The organism is Micromonospora sp. LOL_014 (assembly GCF_048060245.1).
Lineage (GTDB): Bacteria > Actinomycetota > Actinomycetes > Mycobacteriales > Micromonosporaceae > Micromonospora_E.
Window position 1 is genome coordinate 59,501 of sequence record NZ_JBHMIP010000009.1, and the last position, 15,437, is coordinate 74,937.

Annotated in this window: 12 protein-coding genes; 4 read left to right on the top strand and 8 right to left on the bottom strand. The window is 73.0% G+C overall.

All coding sequences use genetic code 11. The annotated features are described in order from the left end of the window. Nucleotides 1-7: 7 nt before the first annotated feature. Nucleotides 8-1,396, bottom strand: coding sequence for a dihydrolipoyl dehydrogenase (lpdA, locus tag ACFHW1_RS10170; RefSeq protein ID WP_416567547.1), 1,389 nt, complete (start codon nt 1,394-1,396; stop codon nt 8-10). 257 nt (nt 1,397-1,653) lie between these two features. Between lpdA and ACFHW1_RS10175 the strand changes: the two genes are divergently transcribed. Then, nucleotides 1,654-1,989: a hypothetical protein gene (locus ACFHW1_RS10175; protein ID WP_278170383.1), complete on the top strand. Its 336-nt coding sequence runs from the start codon at nt 1,654-1,656 to the stop codon at nt 1,987-1,989. Nucleotides 1,990-2,046: 57 nt separating this feature from the next. On the opposite strand, the gene ACFHW1_RS10180 is transcribed toward ACFHW1_RS10175, so the two are convergent. After that, on the bottom strand, nt 2,047-3,636 hold the full coding sequence (locus ACFHW1_RS10180; protein ID WP_416551490.1) for a leucyl aminopeptidase: 1,590 nt from the start codon (nt 3,634-3,636) through the stop codon (nt 2,047-2,049). Between the two features lie 136 nt (nt 3,637-3,772). On the opposite strand from ACFHW1_RS10180, the gene gcvT reads away from it, so the two are divergent. Continuing rightward, nucleotides 3,773-4,900 (top strand): glycine cleavage system aminomethyltransferase GcvT, encoded by a 1,128-nt coding sequence (gene gcvT, locus ACFHW1_RS10185; RefSeq protein ID WP_416551492.1) that lies wholly within the window; start codon nt 3,773-3,775, stop codon nt 4,898-4,900. Nucleotides 4,901-4,948: 48 nt separating this feature from the next. Here the strand turns inward: gcvT and ACFHW1_RS10190 are convergent, their stop codons facing one another. The 3 genes from ACFHW1_RS10190 to ACFHW1_RS10200 form a co-directional block, all read right to left on the bottom strand. Then, nucleotides 4,949-6,253 carry a DUF2314 domain-containing protein gene (locus tag ACFHW1_RS10190; RefSeq protein WP_416551494.1) on the bottom strand — a complete coding sequence of 435 codons (1,305 nt, stop codon included), beginning with the start codon at nt 6,251-6,253 and terminating at the stop codon, nt 4,949-4,951. A gap of 135 nt (nt 6,254-6,388) precedes the next feature. After that, nucleotides 6,389-7,186, bottom strand: coding sequence for an adenosylcobinamide-GDP ribazoletransferase (locus ACFHW1_RS10195; RefSeq protein ID WP_416551496.1), 798 nt, complete (start codon nt 7,184-7,186; stop codon nt 6,389-6,391). Then, on the bottom strand, nt 7,183-8,886 hold the full coding sequence (locus ACFHW1_RS10200; protein WP_416551498.1) for a bifunctional adenosylcobinamide kinase/adenosylcobinamide-phosphate guanylyltransferase: 1,704 nt from the start codon (nt 8,884-8,886) through the stop codon (nt 7,183-7,185). The genes ACFHW1_RS10195 and ACFHW1_RS10200 overlap by 4 nt, the downstream gene beginning before the upstream one ends. Before the next feature lie 167 nt (nt 8,887-9,053). Here ACFHW1_RS10200 and ACFHW1_RS10205 point away from each other — a divergent pair, with 167 nt between their 5' ends. Continuing rightward, nucleotides 9,054-9,254, top strand: a complete 201-nt coding sequence (locus ACFHW1_RS10205) for a hypothetical protein (protein WP_416551500.1) — start codon at nt 9,054-9,056, stop codon at nt 9,252-9,254. Nucleotides 9,255-9,264: 10 nt separating this feature from the next. Beyond that, entirely contained in the window at nt 9,265-10,056 is a 792-nt protein-coding gene (locus ACFHW1_RS10210; protein WP_416551502.1) for a site-2 protease family protein, read from the top strand. 106 nt (nt 10,057-10,162) lie between these two features. Here ACFHW1_RS10210 and ACFHW1_RS10215 read toward each other — a convergent pair whose 3' ends face one another. The 3 genes from ACFHW1_RS10215 to ACFHW1_RS10225 form a co-directional block, all read right to left on the bottom strand. Further along, nucleotides 10,163-11,161: an aldo/keto reductase family protein gene (locus tag ACFHW1_RS10215; RefSeq protein WP_416551504.1), complete on the bottom strand. Its 999-nt coding sequence runs from the start codon at nt 11,159-11,161 to the stop codon at nt 10,163-10,165. Between the two features lie 125 nt (nt 11,162-11,286). After that, the gene (locus ACFHW1_RS10220; RefSeq protein ID WP_416615304.1) at nt 11,287-14,409 is read right to left on the bottom strand and encodes a WG repeat-containing protein; all 3,123 of its coding nucleotides are present in this window, start codon (nt 14,407-14,409) and stop codon (nt 11,287-11,289) included. 298 nt (nt 14,410-14,707) lie between these two features. Further along, nucleotides 14,708-15,325 carry a DUF3043 domain-containing protein gene (locus tag ACFHW1_RS10225; protein ID WP_416551508.1) on the bottom strand — a complete coding sequence of 206 codons (618 nt, stop codon included), beginning with the start codon at nt 15,323-15,325 and terminating at the stop codon, nt 14,708-14,710. Between the last annotated feature and the right edge of the window lie 112 nt (nt 15,326-15,437).

The following is a 15,437-nucleotide window of genomic DNA, read 5'->3' on the forward strand; positions in this document are numbered from 1 at the left end:
CCTCTAGTCAGGCGTGTGCGTGCAGCGGCTTGCCGGCCAGGGCCAGGTGGGCCTCGCCCAGCGCCTCGCCCTGGGTCGGGTGGGCGTGTACGAGTGGTGCGACGTCGGCCGGGTCGGCCTCCCAGTTGTAGATCAACTGCGCCTCGCCGATCAGCTCGCCGACCCGGGCACCGACCAGGTGCAGTCCCACGACCGGGCCGTCGACGACCCGGACCAGCTTGACGAAGCCGGTCGTCCTGAGGATCTGGCTCTTGCCGTTGCCGCCGAGGTTGTAGTTGTAGGTCTTGACCTTGTCGGCCCCGTACTGCTCCTTGGCCTTCGCCTCGGTCAGCCCGACCGACGCGAGCTCCGGGTCCGAGTAGGTGACCCGGGGGATGCCGCTCTCGTCGATCACCGCTGGGCTGCGGCCGGCGATCTCCTCGGCGACGAAGATGCCCTGCTGGAAGCCGCGGTGGGCCAGCTGCAGGCCGGGCACGATGTCGCCCACGGCGTAGACGTTCGGCAGGTTGGTCCGCAGCCGCTCGTCGGTCAACACGAAGCCACGGTCCATCTTCAGACCCTGCTCTTCGTACCCGAGGTCGGCGGTGACCGGCCCACGCCCGACGGCGACCAGCAGCAGCTCGGCCTCCAGGGTCTCGCCACCGGCGATCGTCATCCGGACGCCGGACTCGGTGCGCTCGACCTTCTCGAACGGCTTGCCGGTCTTGAACCCGATGCCGCGCTTGCGGAACGCCCGCTCCAGCGCCTTGGACGACTCCTCGTCCTCGGCGGCGACCAGCCGGGGCAGCGCCTCGACGATGGTCACGTCGACGCCGAAGGAGCGCCAGACGCTGGCGAACTCGACACCGATCACCCCGCCGCCGAGCACGATCGCCGACGACGGCACCCGGTCCAGCTCCAGCGCGTGCTCGCTGGTCAGGATCCGCTCGCCGTCGACCTCGATGCCGGGCAGGCTGCGCGAGTAGGACCCGGTGGCCAGGATCACGTTGCGGCCGGTGTACCGGGCCCCGTCGACCTCGACGGTGTCCGGGCCGACCAGCCGGCCGGTGCCCGCCACGTAGGTGATCTTCGAAGACTTGATCATGCCCTGCAGGCCCTTGTACAGCCGGCCGACCACGCCGTCCTTGTAACTGTTCACTCCGGCCATGTCGATGCCGACCAGGTCCGCCTTGACGCCGAACTGCTCGGACTCGCGCGCGTTGTCGGCCACTTCGGCGGCGTGCAGCAGCGCCTTGGTGGGGATGCAGCCACGGTGCAGGCAGGTGCCACCGACCTTGTCCTTCTCGATCAGGGCTACCGACAAATCGAGTTGTACGGCGCGCAGGGCAGCCGCGTAGCCTCCACTACCGCCGCCGAGGATGACCAGGTCGAAGGTCCCGCCGTTCGGCTCACTCACAGTTCACTCCCAGGTCACGTCGCTGCACAGGAGGGCCGTCCCCCGCGTCGTCCCATGGAACGGGCAGACTTTCCCCGGCCATCTTGTCACTTGTAGTGTCTGAACGCTCAACGAGGTGCCCAAGGACACGTGGTCGCAACGTAGGCTTGCCCTGTCCGTCTATGCGCGCGGGCGTGGGACAGCCGGGCCGGCCCGACCGCACCAGGCCGCCCGGCCGGCACCTGCGCGGTCTTGTCAGCTGGGGGAGGGGAACGCCGGTGGCGTGGTTTCGTCGGCGCAAGCAGTCGAGCGGGGCACCGGGAGGCCGGCCGGCGAACCGGGCCGATCTCGACCATCTCGAGGAGTTCGTCCGCAGCCGCCGCGGGGTCGAGGCGTTCATCGAGCCCCGGACCACGGTTACCGAGACGACGGTGATGCTCATCGCGTACGACGGTGAGTGGACCCGTCGTCGGGTCGACGGCCCGGACACCGCCCGTCGCTTCGCGCACAAGATGGCCATCCCGATCTACGACGTGGCGCTGGTCGGTTACCCGCAGCGGATGCGGGACTTCAACGAACGGCGCAAGCGGGCCGACCGGGCCGACCGGGGCTGACGTCCCCGCGTGGGTCGGGTGCCGGCCGGCACCCGACCCGCGTCGGGCTGTGACGGGTCAGCCGTTGGCCGCGATGTCCTGCACCAGGTGCACCAGCGTGCGCACCGGTACGCCGGTGCCGCCCTTGCTCCAGTAGCCGAACGGCTCGCCGGAGTGGTAGGCCGGGCCGGCGACGTCGAGGTGCGCCCAGGCGACCCCCTCGCTGACGAACTCGCGGAGGAACACCCCGCCCTGCAGCATGTGGCCGGCCCGGTCCATCGCCGAGTTCACCTGGCTGATGTCCGCCACCTCCGACTCCATGCCCTTGCGGACGTCGTCGGGCAGCGGCATCGGCCAGGCCGGCTCACCCACCGCGTCCCCGCCGGCCCGTACCCGGGCACACAGCTCGTCGCTGCCCATCACCCCGGCCATCCGCTTGCCCAGCGCGACCACCTGACCGCCGGTCAGCGTCGAGGTCTCGAGCAGGTAGTCGCAGCCGTCCGCGCAGGCCCGGGCCATCGCGTCGGCGAGCACCATCCGGCCCTCGGCGTCGGTGTTGAGCACCTCCACCCGCTTGCCGTCGAACATGGTCACCACATCGCCGGGCCGGTACGCCATACCCGACGGCATGTTCTCCGCCATCGGCAGGTACGCGGTGACCGGCACCGACGGCCGCAGCGCGGCGATCGCCAGCATCGCCGCCCCGACGGCGGCCGCGCCGGCCATGTCCGACTTCATCTCCCACATGCCCTGCGCCGGCTTGATCGACACTCCGCCGGTGTCGAAGGTGATGCCCTTGCCGACCAGCGCGACCCGTGGGGCGTCCGGGGCCGCCTCCGGCGGGGTATAGGAGAGGATCACCAGCCGGGGTGGTGCGGCCGAGCCGCCGCCCACGGCGAGGATCCCGCCGTAGCCCCCGTCGACCAGCGCCTGCTCGTCCAGCACCTGCACGGTCAGCCCGGCGGCGACCGCAGCGTCCCGTACCGAATCGGCGAACGCCGGTGGCCGCAGCTCGTTCGGCGGGGTGTTCACCCAGTCCCGGCAGGCGATCACCGCCGCGGCGACCGCCTCCGCCCGGGCCACCTCGGCCCGCACCGCGGGGTCGGCGGCGTCGGTGACGTGCAGGGCGATCGAGGCGACCGGTGCCCGTCGACCCGGCTGCGGCCGGGTCTTGTAGCCGGCGAACCGGTAGCTACCGAGCAGCGCGCCCTCGGCGACCGCGCGCAGTGCCGCCGGTCCGTCCGCGTCATCCGGGACCGGCAGCGCCACGGCGACCCGCGAGGTGCCGGCGAGCGCCCGTACCGCCGCGCCGGTGGCCCGGCGCAGCGTCTCCGGGGCGGGTGCCGCGCCGGTCGGCTCCGGACCCAGCCCGACTGCGACCAGCAGCGGCGGCCCGACCGTACCGAGCGTGGCCAGCTTGATCACTTCGCCGGCGGCTCCGGTGGCGCCGAGTAGACTAAGGGTCTCGGTCAGTCGACCCTCGAACGCGACCGCGATGCTCTCCGCCCCGGTCGCCAGCAGCAGGGCGGGCGTCGTGCCCGGCGCGCCGTCCGCCGCCTGGTCTGCGTCCGGCTGGTCCTGACTGTGTACGCCGATCACCAGCGCGTCCACGGCCAGCTCAGCGGGGTCGGTGTCGACCAGGTCCAGGGTTGTGGTGGTTGATGTCACTCGGCATCTCCGGGCAGCTGGGCCGGTCGCCTTGTGGGCGACCGGCGGGTTGGTCTCCGGCGCAACTTGCTCCGCCGGACGGGGTGGTGCCCCGCCGATGCTAGCCACCTGCGGGTCCGCCGGTAAGTTGCCTCCCATGACCGAGGTGACCATGACCGGGGACGGCGCGCCGCGCAAATCCCCACTGCACGACCGGCACGTCGCGCTCGGCGCGAAGTTCGCGGCCTTCGGCGGCTGGCAGATGCCGCTGGAGTACGCCGGCGGCGGCGTACTGCGTGAGCACGAGTCGGTGCGTGACACCGTCGGCGTGTTCGACGTGTCGCACCTCGGCAAGGCCCGGGTCACCGGACCCGGCGCGGCGGCGTTCGTCAACTCCTGTCTCAGCAACGACCTGGACCGCATCACCGCCGGCTCGGCCCAGTACACGCTCTGCTGCGACGACGCCACCGGCGGCGTCGTCGACGACATCATCGCCTACCGGTACGCCGACGACCACGTGTTCCTGGTGCCCAACGCGGCCAACACCGGCGAGGTGGTCGGCCGGCTGCGGGCGGCGGCGCCGGGCGGGGTCACGGTGACCGACGAGCACACCGGGCACGCCGTACTGGCGGTGCAGGGACCTGCCTCGGCCGGACTGCTCGCCGGGCTGGGGCTGCCCACCGGGCATCCGTACATGAGCTTCGCCGCCGGTCGGCTGGCCGGCACCGACCTGGTCGTCTGCCGGACCGGGTACACCGGCGAGCACGGCTACGAACTGGTGGTGCCGGCCGAGGCGGCGGGCCGGGTGTGGGACCTGCTGCTGGCCGCCGAGACACCGGTCGCCGCGCGGGCCTGCGGGCTGGGCGCGCGGGACACGCTGCGTACCGAGATGGGGTATGCGCTGCACGGTCAGGACCTTACGGTGGCGGTCACCCCGGTGCAGGCCCGGCTCGGTTGGGCGGTTGGCTGGCGCAAACCGGACTTCTGGGGTCGGACCGTACTGCTGGCGGAGAAGGCGGCCGGGCCGGCCCGGCTGCTGCGCGGTCTGCAGGCCGTACAGCGGGCCATCCCGCGACCCGGCATGGCGGTGCTGCTCGACGGAGCGCAGGTCGGTGCGGTGACCAGCGGTACGTTCTCGCCGACCCGCAAGACAGGCGTCGGCCTGGCTCTGCTGGACACCGCCGCAGTGCCGACCGAAGGTGTCGAGGTGCAGGTCGACGTGCGCGGCCGGCGCGCGCCGATGCGGGTGGTGACCCCGCCGTTCGTGCCGTCATCGGTGCGTTGACTGCCAGCTGCGCTGCCTGCGTCCCGGCTCAGCGCCCGGCCGGGCCGTTCACCGCCCGATCGGGCCCCGGTCGCCCTGATCGAGCACCGACTCGGTCCAACCACCCTCCACCATCCGGTCCCCGCTGATCAGCGCCCAGTCGACCACGTCCGCGGCGTGCACCTCGACCGGGCTGCCGACCCGTACGGTCGGGTCGCAGACCGCGTCGACCGTGCTGGCCGCGTGAATCCGGCCGGGATGCGGCCAGCCGGTGACGCTGGCCCACACGTACTCGTGGCCGTCCGGCGCGGTGAGACCGTACTTGACCAGCAGTTGACCGCCGAGCGTGCGGGCGAGGAACCGGGCCCGGACCTCGCCCAGCGACCGGCGGGCGGTGGTGATCGCCTGCGCCATCGCGTCGCTCTGTCGAGCGTAGTGGATCTCCGGCTGCCCGGCGCCGAAGAGCTCGCCGCAGACCTGGGTGAAATAGTCCCCGGCGTCGCTGTCGGCCACCTGCGGCGGCGGACGGAGGGTGAGGAAGGAGTCGGCCTCCGGATCGGTCGACGGGTCCAGCACGATCCGCAGGAGCGCAGAACCCGCCGAATCGTGCCGGTCCTGGTTGCCGTACGCGACGGCGATGTCGTGGCCGGACACCGGCAGGTTCACCGGCAGCTGGACGAAGGCCGGCGGCTCCGGTTCAGCCAACGCCTCGGTCCAGATCCGCAGCAGCCGTCGGGCGGTCCCGGTCATGATCGCCCCCCAGGCCCGGACGAATCTCGGCGGCACCTGCTGCGCCTGCAGCTCCAGCAGCCCGAACCGACGTAGCCCTTTCGTGGTGAACCAGAGCCCGTCGTCGTCGGGGGAGTAGGGCACCAGGACCCAGTCGACCAGGCGGATCCGTCCGTCGGCGTCGGGCAGCGACCGCAACGCGCCGGCCGGGTCGAGGAACTGCAGCCCGAACAGGTCGATCAGGTCGACGCCGAGCGCGTCGGCCAGCGCCGCGCCGACCGCCCGCGCGGCCCACTCGTGCGCCGGCGGCCAACCCGGCCGGTAGCTGGCCTGCACCACCACGCAACGCTGCGCGGTGCGCAGCCGGGCCAGCTGGCCGCCGGTGGCCCCGAACGCGGCCAACAGGTCCGGCGGCAGCTCCGGCAGCCGGTCGACCGGGCGGGTCTGCACGGTCATCAGCGGGCTGCCGAGCACCTGCCGGGTCAGGTCACGTACCGGCCGGGACAGCCGGTCACCGAGCCGGTCCACCGCGTCCAGCGCATCCGGTACGGCCACGTCCGGCGGTACCACCGGGACCAGGTAGGTGGCGACCAGCGACTCCGGCACCGGAACCGGCAGCAGCAGGTCGTCCGAACTCGCGGCCATCAGGTTGTCCCCCCGGGTCGTACGTGGCTGGCGAGGTGAACGCTACCGCGCACCGGACCCGTGGCGGCCGAGGTTGCCGATCGCCATGGCCCGCGGCCGGCGCACGGTCGGCGCCGCCGCTCACCGGCCACCGGGTTACCGCACGGTCACCAGGCCGAGGTAGACGGCGGTGCTGGTGAACTCGACGCCGGCACCCAGCACGTCGCCGGTGATCCCGCCGAACCGGCGTACCAGATGGCGCAGCCAGATCAGCCACAGCAGCACCGCGCCCAGCACGACCAGCGGCCCCTGCCAGGGGCGGTCGGGTACGGCGGCGACCGCCACGGCGGCGACCAGGACCGTGCCGGCCGCCACCGCCGGCCACCGCTGGGTGCCGGCCACCAGCGCGCCGAGCCCGTCCGGTCGGGCGGCCGGCACGGCCTGGCGGCAGGCCCAGGTGACCGCGAGCCGGCCTGCCGCGACTGCGGCGGCGACCGTCGCCAGGACCGCCGGCCACGACCGGCCGGCCGGTAGCGACCCGAGCGACGCCGTCTGCGCCAGCAGTACGACGACCAGGGCAACCACGCCGAACGGACCGACGTCCGGCCGGCGCATCACCGCCAGTGCGCCGTCAGCGGGCCGGTGTGAGCCGAGCGCGTCGACGGTGTCGGCCAGCCCATCCAGGTGCAGTCCCCGGGTCGACGCTGCGGCCAGGCCCGTCACGAGCGCTGCGGCGACCAGCGCGGGGGTGCCGGCGGCCGAGAGCGCGAGCAGGGCCATTGCGAGGAGCACGCCCAGCCCGAGGCCGACCACCGGGGCGACCGACATCGCCACGGCCGCCGCCGCCCGGTGCACCGCGCCGGGCCGCAGCGGAAACACGGTGAAGGTGGTGACGGCGAGCCGGACGCCGGCGGAGACGGTGTGCACCGCACCGGTGGGCCGCGCGCCGGTCACCGCACCGGGTCGGCAGCGGCCGGACCGGGGCCGGCCGGCCCCGGTCCGGCGAACGTCGGGTGCTCGTCGAGCGTGTCGGCCAGGGCGAGCGCCGAACGCAGCAGCGGCAACGCGGCCAGCGCGGTGGCGCCCTCACCCAGGTCGAGCCGCAGGTCCAGCAGCGGGGTCAGGCCGAGTACGTCCGCCGCGTGCCGCACAGTCGGCTGCCGACCATGGTCGGGCAGCAGGCACCAGTGCCGGGCCTGGCCGGCGAGATCCCGGCTGACCAGCGCGGCGGCCACCCCGACCGGACCGTCCAACAGCACCGGGATCCGGTTGGTGGTCGCACCGAGCAGCACCCCGGTGGCCACCGCGATCTCCCCGCCGGCGTACTCGGCCAGTACCTCCCGGGCACCACGGGTGCCGCGCCGAGTGCGTTGCAGCGCGTCACGTACCGCAGCGCACCGTGACATCCACGCGCCGTCGTCGACCTTTCCGCCCGCCGCCGGCACCCGGCCGAGCAGCGCCGCCGGCTCCGCGCCGGTGGTCGCCGCGACGACCGCGGCCGCTGCGGCGGCACCGCCCGCGCCGCAGGCGGCGATGACGATCGCCGCCACGCCGGCCCGGCCGGCCCGCTGCGCCATCTCCCACCCGGTCGCCAACGCGCTGTCCACCTCGTCGGGGGTCAGCGCCGATCGGTGTTCGATCGGGGCGGCGACGGGAGCGGCGACGACGTCGACGACCGCACCGGCGGTGGCGGCCAGCCGCGCCAGGGCCCCGTGGCCGGCGCGGGCCTGGTCGGCCCGGCGCGCCGAGTCCTGCGGGCTGTCGCCGGCGGCGACTCCACCTTCGTGGTCGCCGTGGATCAGCACCACCTGGACCGGGTCCCACGGTCGCGGGCTGGCCGCGTCCTGCGTACCGGCGGCGAACCCGATGACATTCTCGAGCGCACCGAACCCGGCGCCGGGCAGGTCCAGCCGGCCCAGCCGGGCGACGCCGGCGGCCCGGGTCCTCTCTGCCGGCATCGGCAGGGTCATCCCGGGGGTGATCTGCGCCGCCGTGCCGGAACCATCGGCCGCCGCCAGCTCCGGGCCGGCCTGCTCAGGCTGCTCCGGGCCGCTCGCCAGCCTGGCCTGCTCGGTCGGCTCCGGCCTGGCCTGCTCGGTTGCGGCCAGCCCGGTCGACTTCAGCTGCACCGGCTGTCCGGCCACGACCAGCACCACCGCGTCGGCCACCTCGGCCAACAGTTGGTTGGTCAGGCCGAGCGCATCCGCGAACGCCCGGCCGACCGGTGTGGACGGCACCAGCGCCAGCCCCACCTCCGGGCTGACCAGCACCAACCGGGCCGGACAGGACCGCACCGCGGCGGCGAGCTCAGCGATGGCGCCCCGGTCATCGGCCGGTTGCCGAGCCGGATCGAGCAGCGCGGCGACCCAGCCGCCCACGTCGTCGACGAGCAGCGTCTCCTCCGCACGGGCCGATGAGATCGCTTCGATCAGCCGGCCCGGATCCCCGGTGGCCTCGTCGGTGTGCCAGTCGGTCGGCCGGCGTGCCCGGTGCTCCTCGATCCGGGCGAGCCACTCGGCGTCGGACGGATCCGCCGCTCCCGTCGCCACGTAACGCACCACCGGATTCCCGGTGACCAGGGACTCGGCGTAGTCGGACTTGCCGGACCGGATCCCACCGAGCACGAGAATGGACTGCCACCCGCCAACGGACATGCCCGTACCTTACGGCGGGCGCGGCCGGCCGTGACCTGCCGGGGCGGTGCCGGCGGTGCTCCGGTGCGGTGGGATGTCACCGGTCGCGGCTAGGCTTGGGGGCATCCATCGCCGAGGGTTGAAGCGCACTGGGTTGAAGCGCACTGGAAGCTAACGGGAGCAGCGATATGCCATGGAGTTGGCGGTACGTGGACGCGGAAGGTCAGCCCGCGCAGGGGCCGACCGAGACGTTCGGCACCCAGGCCGACGCCGAGTCCTGGATCGGCCAGACCTGGCGGGAGTTGGCCGCAGCGGGCGTCGCCTCGGTCGAGCTGCTGGAAGACGGCCGCACCGAGTACCAGATGAGTCTGCTGCCGGCAGGCAAGTGAGATGCGGCCGGTGCCGTCCGACGGGCCGTCGGGTGGCCCGCTGGCCGGTCGGCCGGCGACGAGCTGGCGGCCCAGCCCGGTCTTCCTCGTCCTGGTCGCCCTGGTGGCCGGCAGCGGCGCACTCGCCTGGTCAAGTGAGCGGTACGCCCGGTTGGCCGTCTTCGTGCTGGTGGTCAGCGGCTGGCTGGTCTCGCTCTGCCTGCACGAGTACGCGCACGCGCTGGTCGCCTACCGGTTCGGTGACCGCAGCGTGGCGCACCGGGGCTACCTGACCCTGAACCCGTTCAGGTACACCCATCCGCTGCTGTCCGTCGCGCTGCCGGTGCTGGTGGTCCTGCTCGGCGGGATCGGCCTGCCCGGCGGCGCGGTCTGGGTGGACCGGCACCGCATTCCGGGCCGGGTCCGGCACACCCTGGTCAGCCTCGCCGGCCCGGCGGTCAACGTGTCCCTCGCGGTGGTGCTCGCGGTGCCGTTCCTCGTCGGCGTGGATCCGGGTGCCCGACAGGAGTTCTGGGCAGGGATCGCCCTGCTGGGCTTTCTGCAGTTGACCGCCAGTGTGCTCAACCTGCTGCCGGTCCCCGGACTGGACGGCGGCAACATGATCCAACCGTGGCTGCCGCCGGCCTGGCAGCGCGGTTACCAGGTGCTCGCGCCGTTCGGCTTCATCGGCCTGTTCGCGTTGCTGTGGGACGACCAGATCGGTGGCGCGTTCTTCCAGGCCGTGTTCCGGCTCGGCGACCTGCTCGGGCTGCCCGCCCCGCTCTACAGCTACGGTCTGGCGCTGATCCGGTTCTGGTCTTGAGGGCTGCCTGGTCCGGCGGCGGGGTACCCGTGCCGGGCCGAACGCGTCGGCCAGTGTGTCATGCCGCTGCGGTGTGCCGCAGCGGCATGACCTGGCACGGTGCCGGCTACGGCCGACTGGCCGGGCTGACGGTCCGACCCGGGTCCCGCTCGACGATCGGCTCCAGGATCTCGTCGATGGCCTTCATCACACCGCCGTCCAGCTGGACCCCGCTGGCCTTGACGTTGTCGCGCACCTGCTCGGGCCGGGTGGCACCGATGATGGCCGACGACACGTTGGGGTTCTGCAGCACCCAGGCGAGGGCCAGCTGGGCCATCGACAGGCCGGCCTGCTCGGCCAGCGGCTTGAGCTGCGCCACGGTGCTCAGCGTCTGGTCGGTCATGAACCGTGCGATGAACGTCGCACCCCCGGACTGGTCGGTGGCCCGCGAGCCGGCCGGCGGTGGCTGACCAGGCTGGTACTTGCCGGTGAGCACACCCTGACCCAGCGGCGAGAAGACGATCTGCCCGACGCCGAGTTCCTCGCTGGCCGGGATCACCTCGGCCTCGATGACCCGCCACAGCATCGAGTACTGCGGCTGGTTGGACACCAGCGGGATCTTCAGCTCACGGGCCAGAGCGTGGCCCTGACGGATCTGTGCGGCGTTCCACTCGGAGACCCCGATGTAGTGGGCCTTGCCGGAATGCACGATGTCGGCGAAAGCCTCCATCGTCTCCTCCAGCGGAGTGGCGTAGTCGAACCGGTGTGCCTGGTAGAGGTCGACGTAGTCGGTCTGCAGCCGGCGCAGCGAGCCGTTGATCGACTCCATAATGTGCTTGCGGGACAATCCCCGGTCGTTGCGTCCCTCGCCGGTCGGCCAGAAGACCTTGGTCAGGATCTCCAGCCCTTCCCGGCGTTCGCCACGCAGCGCTCGGCCGAGCACCTCCTCGGCTCGAGTGCCGGCGTACGTGTCGGCGGTGTCGAAGGTGGTGATGCCGACGTCCAGCGCGGCGCGTACGCAGGCGTTGGCTGCTTCTTCCTCCACCTGCGATCCGTGGGTGATCCAGTTTCCGTAGGAGATCTCGCTGACGAGCATGCCGGAGCGGCCTAGGTGTCGGAATTCCATGCCTCAACCCTAGTCGGCCGTCGGCCCGCCGGGGCGTTCGGCATAAGCTTGCGTACAGCGGTAAATCGATCTCGCGACGGTGCCAACGGACCGGTTGTCCGGTACGGGCACCGAGTACCGCGGCGTCACAGCAGCGGTTTGGTGTCGGCCAGCAGCCGGTCGATTTCGTCCATCACGTCCGCGCGACTGGGCAGCACCGGGTCGATCAGCGGTTCCCCGCGCCGGTCCAACGCCCCCCAGTGTCCGTCGGGGGCCGCGACCAGGAACGCCACCGGATGGATCGCCATCGCCGGATGCACCGGTGGTACGACCATCCGTCCGGACCGGTCGACCACGCCCTTGCGCCCACCCGAGTCGATGATCGCCAGACCCTCGTCGGTGAAGCCGTCGATGTAGCGGCCGTCGGTGAGCGCGGTCGGGAAGCCGCCGAACCGGGGCGGGAGCAGCATCCGGCCGGTCTTGTCGACCGCGCCCCAGCCGCCGCGCCGGACCACCGCGACGCCGCGCCGGAACGGGCGTACGTCCTCGAAGCCGGTCCCGATCACCACGGTGTTGTTCCGGTCGATGGCGATCCAGCTGCCGGTGCCGTCGGCGGTGACCCAGGCGAGGCCGTCGGAGAACGAGCCGACCCCGATGTAGCCGGCGGTTGGTGCGATCACCGTCGTCCCCGACTCGTCGATCAGCTCCCACCATTTGGCCTCCGGCCGGCGGACCCAGGCCACCCCCTCGTGGAACGGCTGGACGTCGGCGTAGCCGGGAGCGATCACCAGTTCACCGTCGACCCCCGCGTACCCCCATTGCTGGGCCTGGTCGCTGAAGGTCGGTCGCGGCGGACGGTGCAGCCGCAGAATCTCCTCCCGGTCCCGGGGGTACGGCCCCCAACCGTTCTCGGCGACCTTGGCGAACACCGCGTCCAGCGCCAGCTCGGTACGCGCGATCAGGTCCGGATCCTCGACCTTACGCAGCTCCAGCGCACGTTCGAAGTGGTTGCACGCCTCCATGTAGCGGCCCTGGTCGTAGCAGGACCGACCGGCGTGTTCATGCATCGTCGCCCGCAGCCGGTCCGGTAGTTCGGCCGAGTTGGCCTCCTCGAACAACCGGTCCGCCTCGGAGAAGTCACCCCGCCACTGCAGCACGTGCGCCAGCCGCGCCTGGGCGATCGCGACCCGGCGTAGTTCCCCGGTCGCCTCGGCGTGCGCTAGCGCCAGTTTGGCGTCGGCAAGTGCCTTGCCGAGGTCGCCGAGGATGCGGGAGACGACCGCCCGCAGGCTCAACAGCCGGGCCCGGGTGGCGTTGTCAGTCGCCGGCTCGATCTTCTCGGTGAGCCGGTCCCGGATGGCCCGGAACTCGTCGGGATTGTCCACCAGCTCACGTAGCGTCTCGTGGTGGAAACGCCAGTGGTACGCCGACAGCATCTGTTCGGGATCGCTGAGCTGAGGCTCGGTGTCGTCCGGTGCGGTCTCGGGATCCTGCGCCGGGTCGGGTTCGTCGGTTGGCAGGTCCGGCTGCACGAGCGGGGCCAGCATGGTGGGTGCGCCGAGCGCCGTGGCCGAGCCGGCGGCGGTCCCGGTGACCGGTAGGACAGTGTCCGGACTGGCCGGCGGCCCGGCTGGGCCGGAGTCGGACCCGCCATCGTTGTCGTCCGGGGCGGTACCGATCGGATCGTCGGTGAGTCCGGCAGCCGGGTCAATATTGAGTTGGTCGGGCAGCGGGGACGGTTCGCCGACGCCGACGCCGACGCCGACGCTGTCTGCGGCAGCGGCGGCAGCGGAGGTCTCCGCAGCGGGCGCTGGATCCGGCCGGACCGACGCGGCGGCTGGTGGCGCCGGGACGTCCGACTGGACCGGGGCCTCGGCCGGAACTGGGGCCTCGGCCGGAACTGGGGCCTCGGCCGGAACTGGGGCCTCGGCCGGGACCGGCGCCTCCGACGGGACCGGACCGGACGGTGCGGCGGTGGGGGAGACCGGCCTCGGCGGCTCAGCCACGGGTACCGCCGGGGAGACCTGCACTGGTCGCGGCGGTGCTGGCTGGTCCGGCTGCGGCCGCACGATGTACGGCGGCGGGGCGTGCCGCGGCTCGGCCTTGGCCCGCACCACGTACTCCGGTTCGGCGGCATCCCCCCCTCGGGGGACCCGCCGGATCTGCGGGTGCTCGCCGGTCGGCGTCTGTACCCGGAACTCCGGGGGCGGCCCGGCCGGGGCGGAGACCGGAATCGGCAGTTGCTCGCCGGTCTGACCCGGAACCGGTCGGTGGATCCGGCCGCCGGGGCCGGCCCCTGCCGTGGGTATCCGACCCGGCGGTGGCGGGACCGCGCCGGAGATCGGACGACCCCGGGGCGCTGTCGGACGGGACGGGGCTACCGGATCGGCTGGTCGGGGCGGTGCCGTCTGTGCCGTCGGTGGTGGCGGTGCGGGTGCCGTCGGTGGTGGCGCATGCCAGCGCTGCGGTGCGCGACGCGGGTCGGTGCCCGGGGGCTGCTGTCCGTCCCGGCGAGGGCCGTCCGGTGGGCCTGCCAGGTGGTGCGGATCCCGCCGGGACGTCGGACCGTCCGGCCGCGCCGGCGGCCGTTGATCCCGAGGCTGCGGCCGGTCCCGGTCGAACGGCTCAGCCGGCTGCCATTGCGGCCGGTCCCGATCGGCGGGCGGACCACCACGGCGCCGCTCCGGTGGGTAGGGGCGTTCGTGGCCGACATCGTCCGGATGCCGGCGGCGTTGGTGGAACACGTCGTCGGGATGCTGCCGACGGCCGGTCCCGTCGGTGTGGGACGGCTGTTGCTGGTCGCCCTCGGCGAACCAGCCGGCGGCCCCGGCGGCTTCCGGCGTAGGTTCGTTCGGGCGTGGTGTCTCGCGGCGACCGTCCCGCCGGGCCCGGTCGGCGTCAATCTGCGGCCTGCGGGCCGGGGGCTGGTTTGTCCGGTCGCCGACAGGTGCCCGCCCGGATCCGGAACCGGCCTGGTATACGTTGGCTCGCCCACGGCTGACACCGCGGCTGGTCGGCTCCCGTCGGGCCGACCGACCCGCACCGTTGTCGCCGGGGTAGCGCTGACCCGGCAGTGGCACCCATTCGTTGGTCGGATCGGTGGCCCAGGCCGGTTCCTGCGGCCGGTGGTCCCGCGCCCGGCGCATCGCTTCCCACCGGTCGTCGTCGTCCCAGCCGACGTCGCGATGTCCGTCGGCCGAACGGTCCGGTGCGCCGTCGTCCTCCCACTGCCAGGATTGCCAACGGCGGTCGAAGTACCCCTCAGTCACGCCGGCACCTCGCCGGGGGTGTCGTTACGGGCGGCCCGCCGGGCAGGCGAGAACCGTGTCAGCGGTCCGTGTGGCTCGCTCACGGCGTGTCACCTCGTCGAATACTCGCTGAGCGACCGTGGCAACCCGATCGGGTCCCCCCGGCCCAGTGGCGGCGTGGTTGCGGATGGAGGGTAGCCGCGCGGGCTCGGTCGACGCCACCGAACCGCCCGTACTGAATCGAAACAGTGTCTTTTCCGCCCCGCCGAGGTGCTCCGGCTCTCGGGTGCCGTAGCCCGCCAAGCCCCTGCCGGGCAGGTCAGATTTTGTCGCCGAGCTCCACCCGGGGGATCGGGGTGCGCATCCGGCGGAACGTCATCGCGCGCATGATGGCGTAGAAGTACAGGCCGCCCATCCGCTGGTCCGACTTGGGGAACCGCTCCCGCACCAGTTTGCGGATCCGGCGGGAGATCAACAAAGAGTCGACGACCACCAGCACCGCCAAGGTCACCCAGAGCAGGTTCGACGCCAACTGCACCGCTGGTGGCATCGTCGGGCCGGACCCGATCAGCACGAGCAGCGCGCCACCGAAGAACCAGGTGCCGACCGTACGCCGGGAATCCACCACGTCGCGGGCGAGCCCGCGCTCCGGGGCACGGTCGCGTGGCCCGCCCTCGCGGCGAAACTCCTCCGAAATCGCCGCCCGGCGGGCCCGCCGCTGCTCGCGGGCCTCCTGCTTGGTCAGCGGCTTGGCGTTCGCCGCCGGTCGGCGGCCGGCGGCCGGCCGCTTCGGGGTGACCACACCGAGTTCCTTCTTGCTCGGCGTGTACCGGCGGGCACGGACGGACCCGGCCTCGTCCTGCGACGGGGGAACATCGTCCTCCGGCAGGTCGGCTTCCACGACATCGGCGGACTTGCGGCGAAACAGCGACGGCACGCGTGAAGGGTAGCCAACCAGGTGCGTCACCCGCACCTCGCACCCGGTCGTCGTTCGCCGGACGGCGAACGAGGGCACCGGACGCCCCGGCCCGGCCCGGCCCGGCCCGCGA

What these genes read in the sequence shown, in the direction of transcription:
- ACFHW1_RS10200 (WP_416551498.1), bottom strand. Translation starts at nt 8,886, where the DNA reads ATGTCCGTTGGCGGGTGGCAGTCCATTCTCGTGCTCGGTGGGATCCGG.
- ACFHW1_RS10190 (WP_416551494.1), bottom strand. Translation starts at nt 6,253, where the DNA reads ATGGCCGCGAGTTCGGACGACCTGCTGCTGCCGGTTCCGGTGCCGGAG.
- ACFHW1_RS10215 (WP_416551504.1), bottom strand. Translation starts at nt 11,161, where the DNA reads ATGGAATTCCGACACCTAGGCCGCTCCGGCATGCTCGTCAGCGAGATC.
- ACFHW1_RS10205 (WP_416551500.1), top strand. Translation starts at nt 9,054, where the DNA reads ATGCCATGGAGTTGGCGGTACGTGGACGCGGAAGGTCAGCCCGCGCAG.
- gcvT (WP_416551492.1), top strand. Translation starts at nt 3,773, where the DNA reads ATGACCGAGGTGACCATGACCGGGGACGGCGCGCCGCGCAAATCCCCA.